Annotated in this window: 12 protein-coding genes; 5 read left to right on the plus strand and 7 right to left on the minus strand. The window is 63.6% G+C overall.

Features of this window, described 5'->3' with window-relative positions; genetic code table 11:
* Positions 1-97: 97 nt before the first annotated feature.
* On the minus strand, positions 98-421 hold the full coding sequence (locus ACZYOF_RS00705) for a hypothetical protein (RefSeq protein WP_456644772.1): 324 nt from the start codon (positions 419-421) through the stop codon (positions 98-100).
* A gap of 270 nt (positions 422-691) precedes the next feature.
* Here ACZYOF_RS00705 and ACZYOF_RS00710 point away from each other — a divergent pair, with 270 nt between their 5' ends.
* Together ACZYOF_RS00710 and bfr are read left to right on the plus strand one after the other, a co-directional pair.
* Entirely contained in the window at positions 692-955 is a 264-nt protein-coding gene (locus tag ACZYOF_RS00710) for a (2Fe-2S)-binding protein (RefSeq protein WP_282531489.1), read from the plus strand.
* A gap of 134 nt (positions 956-1,089) precedes the next feature.
* Complete coding sequence (gene bfr, locus ACZYOF_RS00715) at positions 1,090-1,575, plus strand: bacterioferritin (protein WP_130582517.1); 486 nt, start codon at positions 1,090-1,092, stop codon at positions 1,573-1,575.
* Between the two features lie 60 nt (positions 1,576-1,635).
* On the opposite strand, the gene ACZYOF_RS00720 is transcribed toward bfr, so the two are convergent.
* On the minus strand, positions 1,636-2,241 hold the full coding sequence (locus ACZYOF_RS00720) for an MSMEG_1061 family FMN-dependent PPOX-type flavoprotein (RefSeq protein WP_282531491.1): 606 nt from the start codon (positions 2,239-2,241) through the stop codon (positions 1,636-1,638).
* Between the two features lie 86 nt (positions 2,242-2,327).
* Positions 2,328-2,573, minus strand: a complete 246-nt coding sequence (locus ACZYOF_RS00725) for a DUF2188 domain-containing protein (protein WP_130582521.1) — start codon at positions 2,571-2,573, stop codon at positions 2,328-2,330.
* A gap of 145 nt (positions 2,574-2,718) precedes the next feature.
* Here ACZYOF_RS00725 and ACZYOF_RS00730 point away from each other — a divergent pair, with 145 nt between their 5' ends.
* Positions 2,719-2,985: a DUF2277 domain-containing protein gene (locus ACZYOF_RS00730; RefSeq protein ID WP_130582519.1), complete on the plus strand. Its 267-nt coding sequence runs from the start codon at positions 2,719-2,721 to the stop codon at positions 2,983-2,985.
* A gap of 18 nt (positions 2,986-3,003) precedes the next feature.
* On the opposite strand, the gene ACZYOF_RS00735 is transcribed toward ACZYOF_RS00730, so the two are convergent.
* Positions 3,004-3,492, minus strand: a complete 489-nt coding sequence (locus ACZYOF_RS00735; RefSeq protein ID WP_463714445.1) for a collagen-like protein — start codon at positions 3,490-3,492, stop codon at positions 3,004-3,006.
* A 146-nt stretch (positions 3,493-3,638) separates the two neighbouring features.
* On the opposite strand from ACZYOF_RS00735, the gene ACZYOF_RS00740 reads away from it, so the two are divergent.
* Entirely contained in the window at positions 3,639-3,887 is a 249-nt protein-coding gene (locus ACZYOF_RS00740) for a hypothetical protein (protein WP_463714446.1), read from the plus strand.
* Between the two features lie 4 nt (positions 3,888-3,891).
* Here the strand turns inward: ACZYOF_RS00740 and ACZYOF_RS00745 are convergent, their stop codons facing one another.
* From ACZYOF_RS00745 to ACZYOF_RS00755, 3 genes are all read right to left on the minus strand, one after another.
* Positions 3,892-4,143, minus strand: coding sequence for a helix-turn-helix domain-containing protein (locus ACZYOF_RS00745; protein ID WP_130584245.1), 252 nt, complete (start codon positions 4,141-4,143; stop codon positions 3,892-3,894).
* A gap of 161 nt (positions 4,144-4,304) precedes the next feature.
* Positions 4,305-4,529, minus strand: coding sequence for an SDR family oxidoreductase (locus ACZYOF_RS00750; RefSeq protein ID WP_463714447.1), 225 nt, complete (start codon positions 4,527-4,529; stop codon positions 4,305-4,307).
* Positions 4,484-5,008: an SDR family NAD(P)-dependent oxidoreductase gene (locus tag ACZYOF_RS00755; RefSeq protein ID WP_463714448.1), complete on the minus strand. Its 525-nt coding sequence runs from the start codon at positions 5,006-5,008 to the stop codon at positions 4,484-4,486. Before ACZYOF_RS00755 ends, ACZYOF_RS00750 begins: the two co-directional genes overlap by 46 nt.
* Positions 5,009-5,293: 285 nt before the next feature.
* Here ACZYOF_RS00755 and ACZYOF_RS00760 point away from each other — a divergent pair, with 285 nt between their 5' ends.
* On the plus strand, positions 5,294-5,734 hold the full coding sequence (locus ACZYOF_RS00760; RefSeq protein ID WP_130584247.1) for a hypothetical protein: 441 nt from the start codon (positions 5,294-5,296) through the stop codon (positions 5,732-5,734).
* Positions 5,735-6,119 lie beyond the last annotated feature (385 nt).

A 6,119-nucleotide genomic window follows, 5' to 3' on the forward strand; every position in this document is an offset into this window, starting at 1 on the left:
GAAAAAAACGGTTTTTTCTGGCCATAAGCCGTTCAGCTTCCGGAAAAGCGGGGGTTTTCCGGCATCCTGTGCGAGATTTAATGAAGGTGAATGCGCGTTAATAGCAGACGCGCACGTTGCGCACCCGCCAGCCATAGCCGTCCCAGAAGCGCTGGCGCTGCCAGGCGCAGGGCGGCCCGTACTCGTAGGGGTCGGCGACGTAGTAGCCGGGGCCAGGACCGTAGGAATACCCGGGACCGTAGGAGTAACCGGGACCGTAGTACCCGTTCTGCGAAGCGATCGCCCCGCCGATCAGGGCGCCACCGATCAGTCCGGCCGCGACGCCTGCGGCAACGCCGCGCTGCGCATGCGCCGGAGGAGGTGCCGCCACGAGCGCGCCTGCCAATGCAATGGCGGCAAATCCGAGCAATGTCTTCCTCATGGCCTCACCTTTCTTCAAGTCATCCCTTTTGGGGCACTGGTCCTGACCAGAGTTCCACATTTCCCCTTGACGATCAATCAACGCCGCGGCGGATCGCCCGCCACGTGATAGCCGGCGTGCCGTGCGATGACGCGGATCACACTTAGAGCCATTCCAATTTACCTCCATCATCAGTTTGGAATTGCTTCAAATTCCGGTTTTTCCCTTTGCGTCGCTTGCTCGCCTTCAATATTTCTTATGTCAGCATCACCGACCGGACCCGCCTCTTCGATGATCGTTTGTTCCTGTAATGTCCTCAGCGACCACGACGTCCGCAGTGCCGTGAGCGTCGGCGGGTCCTTGCCGCGAAATGCCAAGCAGCTCTATGGCTGCCTTGGCTGCAGTGCAGAATGCGGCCGCTGTGCCCGCACCATCAAGACGATCATTGACGAGGCGCTCGGACCGTGCGCCAAGGCCTGCTGCAGCGGCTGCCCGCACAGCCACGAGACAGTCGACGAAGCCGCCAACACTGAGTTCGCGCTCGCGGCCTGCTGAGCCGCCGGGATTTCCCCAGATCTCTTCCCAGGTGCCCTCCCAGAGGAGGGTTGCTCTTGTCCATAATCTGATTTAGAAGCGTTCTAAAGTTGGAATCGGGCCCGCTTTGGGCCTTTAAGCATTTGGAGTGGACTATGCAGGGCGACCCTAAGGTCATCGAATATCTCAACAAGGGCCTGCGCAGCGAACTCACGGCGATCAACCAGTACTGGCTGCACTATCGCATCCTGAATAACTGGGGCCTCCTGGAGATGGCGAAGGTCTGGCGCAAGGAATCGATCGAGGAGATGCACCACGCCGACCGCTTCACCGACCGCATTTTGTTCCTCGACGGCTTCCCCAACATGCAGGTGCTCGATCCCTTGCGGATCGGCCAGAACGTCCAGGAGATCATCGAGTGTGATCTCGCCGCCGAGATCGGCGCCCGCGCACTCTACCAGGAAGCCGCCACCTATTGCCACGGCGTGAAGGACTATGTGAGCCGCGATCTGTTCGAGGACCTGATGAAGGACGAGGAGCACCACATCGATTTCCTCGAGACCCAGCTCGACCTGATCCAGCGCATCGGCCTTGAGCTCTACACCCAGAAGCACGTCGGCCACCTCGAGAACGAGCACTGAGGCGGGGCAAGGATTTCCACCCTCTCCCCGAAAGGGGAGGGTGATTACCTGCGCCAGCCGTCAGAGCTGCGTCTTGTAGCGCTCTTCCACCACCGCCTGGCTCTCCGGCTCGCCGAGCGTGGTCTGGTCGTGGATCACTTCGCTGATGCTCGGGAATACCTTGCGCTCGACGCGCGTGTCCGCCGACCACAGTTTCGAGCGCATCAAGGCCTTGCCGCAGTGGAAATAGGCTTCCGTCACGTCGACGCGCAGCACCGCGCGCGGCGGCTTGCCGAATTCCACCATCGAAGCCAGGAGCTCCGGATCGGACGAGAGACGTCCCTTGCCGCCGACGCGCAATGTCTCGTCGATCCCCGGCACGAAGAAGATGAGCTGCAGAAAGCCCGAACCCTCGACGATGTTCCGGAAGCTGTCGATGCGGTTGTTGCCGGAGCGGTCCGGCATCAACAACAGGTTCGGCGAGGCGACGCTGACGAAGCCCGGATTGCCGCCGCGCGGGGACGCATCGACGCTGCCGTCCGAGCCTGAGGTCGCCAGCACGCAGAACGGCGACATGCCGATGAACTTCCTCGCATGCACATCGATCTCCGGCCGCGCCTTCGCGATCACGCGCGCAGTCGGCTTTTGATAGATCGAGGCGAGGTCGGCAGCGGCAAGGTCGGTCACGGGCGATCTCCGGATGTCGTATTTGCGACAAGCGTATCATCGCGAAATTCTGCCGTCATCCCGCGCTGAAAGAGGCATGCTCAGCCTCAGCCGCGATCCTCGACATCCGTCTCGGGGCGGTCGCTGCCGGCGGCGGTCTCGGTGTGCCATTGTCCGTCAGGGGTTTCATACTCGATCGCCTCGGTGCGGCCGGGCACCCGCTGCTCGGCCGCCACACGTCGGGCGGCGGCCAGCGCAGCGGCATGGGTCGCGAACGGTTCGGAGAACACGCCGTCCACGGTGTAGGCCCATCCGCCGTCATGTTCGACGATCTTGTAGATCACATGGCTCATCGGGAACTCGCTTCATGGTTGACACTGGAAGGGTGAAGCCACCGGCGCTTTCATGACAGAATAGGCGATGATGTCGGAATTTCCATGGACCAATCGTCCTTGGGCTAAGGCAACGGACCCGGGCCGCCGGTGACAGGAGTAAGGCATGTGCCGCAACATCAAGACGCTGTTCAATTTCGAGCCGCCCGCGACCGAGGACGAGATCCACGCTTCCGCACTGCAATTCGTGCGCAAACTGTCCGGCTTCAACAAGCCGTCGCAGGCCAATGAAGCTGCCTTCGATCGCGCGGTCGCCGAGGTCTCGGACGCCGCGCACCGGCTTCTCGTTTCGCTACACACCACGGCACCGGCGCGCGACCGCGAAGTGGAGGCGGAGAAGGCAAAGGAGCGCTCGCGGCTGCGGTTCGGGTGAGCCGCGCCGGCCGGCGGCCTATTTCTTGTCCTTATGCTTCTTCTTTTTCTTGTCCTTGTGATCCTCGTCTTCATCGGGATCGTCGAGGTCAGCGGGCTGCTCGGCCACGGCCGCAGCCAATGCTTCGCGCTCGGCCGCCTCCTGCTCGCGCTGGCGGCGATAGTCTTCCCAGGCGTCGAAGATCATGTGAAGCCACGGCATCACCTGTTCGATCGACGGCAGTTGCCCGGGCGGGCCCGGCTCGCCGCGCGGACCGGCCGGACCCTGCGGCCCGGCGGGACCATGCGAACCAGGCGCACCCTGCGCGCCCGGTTCGCCTCGCTTGCCTTGCGCACCAGGCTTGCCCTGCGCTCCCGGCTTGCCTTGCGGGCCGGGCTTGCCGCGCGCCCCGTCGGGGCCGCGCCGGCCGGGATGTCCCTGCGGTCCCGGCCGTCCTTGTTCGCCGGGACGGCCGCGTGGGCCCTGTGCGCCCGCTGCTCCGCGCCGGCTGGAAGCATCATCGGCCACTGCTGCACTCCGAATGAAATTGCGCCCGCGCGTTCTTAGCGGCGTTTGGCGACCGCTTCAATTCCGCGAGCGGATTGATCAACATCAATGATGCAATCGCGCTCCATGGCATCGTCGCGATGTGATGGTGGAACGGGAGCGAAGCCATGAACGCAGGCTGGAAGATCTTCTTGCTGTCGCTGGCCCTATTCGCGATTGCCTTCGGTGCCGAGCGGCTCCTTGTGCCCGACATCGTGCCGATCGGCTTTGCCGAGGAGCCGCAATTGCTGGTGTCGGTCCAGACCGCGTTCGTGCTGCGCGCCATCGAACTGATCGCCGGAAGCGTCGCTGCGATCTCGCTCGTCATCACCCTCGGCGCCTGGGTGAGGACGCGCAGCACGCGATCGCACGCGTAGGCGCCTAATCGCTCGGCGCGGGCACTTCGATTCCGTCAGCCGAATAGCTCCTGATCTTGTTGCGCAATGTGCGTACGGAAACGCCGAGCACGCGCGCGGCGCGCGTGCGGTTGCCATTGCAGCGGATCAGGGTTTGCAGCACCAGCTCGCGCTCGACCTCGCCGACGGTGGCTCCGATCAGGAGCGGCACGATTTCGTTGGGGGCCAGTGAGGACGCCGGAATCTCCGGCAGGGGCTGCGTGGACACATAGGACATGACACCTCCCGAGCAACGCCCGTTCGCAACATCGCGAATCGGAAACATCGAGAACGAACAAACCCCTTGCCCGCGCGAGACGGTGGCCGCAGATGGTTAACAAACGATTAACGCGGTCGCTGCCATCCACATTTCCGCATGGGTTCCCGCGTGCGCCATGCTCACACCGCCCGGTAGCCGCCATCCACCATCACGATCGATCCCGTGACATAGGCCGACAGGTCGGAGGCGAGGAAGATCGCCGGTCCCACGATATCCTCCGCCTTGCCGGCGCGGCCGAGCGGAGTGTGCGCGACGAAGGTGTTCGCGAGTTCCGGATTGCTCGCGCGCGTCTGCGCGTTCAGCGGCGTCTCGATGAAGCCGGGGCCGATTGCGTTGACGCGCACGCCTTCCTTGCCGAGCTCGGCGTGCGCACATGCACGAAGGACTGGATCGATCCGATATTGACGATGCGTCCCTTCGTGGCGCGGATCTGCGGCAGGAAGGCATGCGTCACGTTGAAGACGCCGGTGAGGTTGATCGCGATGACGTCTTCCCAATCCTTGATCACGGCCTCGTCTGCGCCGAGCATGCCGTTACGTCGCGCAATCCCGGCATTGTTGACGAGGATCGAGACTTGCCCGATCTTGCCGGCGATCTCCTTTGCAAGCGCGACGCAATCCTCGCGCCTGGTGACGTCGAGCGCAAAGCTGTCGGCTTGGCCGCCGGCGTCGCGGATCTCCTTCGCCGCTTCCGCCGCCGCGCTCTTGATGACATCGAGCAGCACCACGCGTGCGCCTTCGCGTGCGTAGCCGGCTGCGATCGCGCGGCCGATGCCGGAACCCGCGCCGGTGATGACGGCGATATGATTTTCGAGAAGGGCCATGGATGTTTCCTCTTTCCTGGTTCTTGAAACGCCGCCGCGAAGGCTAATTCAAAACGCGAGCAAACGGAAAGCCCTTGCTGGGAATTTGTAGGGTGGGCAAAGCGCAGCGTGCCCACCGTCAAGCACTCGACTCGGAATGGTGGGCACGCTTCGCTTTGCCCACCCTACGCATCTACGCATCCTGGCTACGCATTCTCGCCCATCCAGCTTCCGGGCTACACTCCGCAATGTGCGAATCGATCCGCGCCGCCATTGATGACTCAAGAAAATCCCGGAGACTTTCATATGAAAATGCCATCCGCCCTTCGTGCCGTGCTGGTCGCGCTCACCGCTATCGCCGGCGCCACTCTCTCCTCGGTCGCCCATGCCGACAGCGGCACTGTCTCGCTCACGATCTACAAGGCGGGCTGGATCATCGGCGGCTCCGGCGGTGGCGGCGTGCTGAATTTTCATGGACGCAGATATCCGCTGTCGGTCGGCGGCCTCGATTACGGCCTGGTGTTCGGCGGCTCGAAGACGGTGCTGCGCGGCCGCGTCAGCAACATCAATCGCCCCTCTGATGTCGCCGGCGTCTACGGCGCAGCCGGCGCGGGCCTTGCAATCGGCGGCGGCGCCCGCGCCATCGTGCTCACCAACCAGAAGGGCGCCGTGCTCGAACTCGCCGGCCACCAGGTCGGATTGATGGCGAATGCGGATTTGAGCGGGCTCGCGATCACGATGAAGTAGCGCGTCTACCTGCTCCATCTGCGCTTCTCTCGCGCTCACACCGTTGTCGTCCCCGCCTAGGGCGCAATTGCGCCCGGGGGGCGGGGACCCATATGTGGACGGCCCCCGTGGCACAAGAGCTTTTGAGGTGATCGGATCGCTTGCATCCATATGTCCGGCCTGTTTGATGCGATCGGATGATCGCTGGCCAAGATGGGATGCGCGAGGCGGGCTCCAAACAACCTGGCGACCTGCTGGCGGCCAATGGGTCCCACGGACTGTCTCGCCTCGTTGATTGATCGATCGCTCCATCTGCTCTTGCAGCTTCCGGGTCGGCCGGCGCGCGAGCCCGCCGGTCGGCCAATCTTTGTCAGGCGGCGGTTGCCGGCATGGCATTCATCCGCGC

It is taken from the genome of Bradyrhizobium sp. LeoA1Lang (assembly GCF_055413685.1).

Coding starts and splice junctions, on each gene's coding strand:
- ACZYOF_RS00740 (WP_463714446.1), top strand. CDS start 3,639: ATGAACGCAGGCTGGAAGATCTTCTTGCTGTCGCTGGCCCTATTCGCG.
- ACZYOF_RS00710 (WP_282531489.1), top strand. CDS start 692: ATGATCGTTTGTTCCTGTAATGTCCTCAGCGACCACGACGTCCGCAGT.
- ACZYOF_RS00745 (WP_130584245.1), bottom strand. CDS start 4,143: ATGTCCTATGTGTCCACGCAGCCCCTGCCGGAGATTCCGGCGTCCTCA.
- ACZYOF_RS00730 (WP_130582519.1), top strand. CDS start 2,719: ATGTGCCGCAACATCAAGACGCTGTTCAATTTCGAGCCGCCCGCGACC.
- ACZYOF_RS00760 (WP_130584247.1), top strand. CDS start 5,294: ATGAAAATGCCATCCGCCCTTCGTGCCGTGCTGGTCGCGCTCACCGCT.
- bfr (WP_130582517.1), top strand. CDS start 1,090: ATGCAGGGCGACCCTAAGGTCATCGAATATCTCAACAAGGGCCTGCGC.
- ACZYOF_RS00755 (WP_463714448.1), bottom strand. CDS start 5,008: ATGGCCCTTCTCGAAAATCATATCGCCGTCATCACCGGCGCGGGTTCC.
- ACZYOF_RS00705 (WP_456644772.1), bottom strand. CDS start 421: ATGAGGAAGACATTGCTCGGATTTGCCGCCATTGCATTGGCAGGCGCG.
- ACZYOF_RS00725 (WP_130582521.1), bottom strand. CDS start 2,573: ATGAGCCATGTGATCTACAAGATCGTCGAACATGACGGCGGATGGGCC.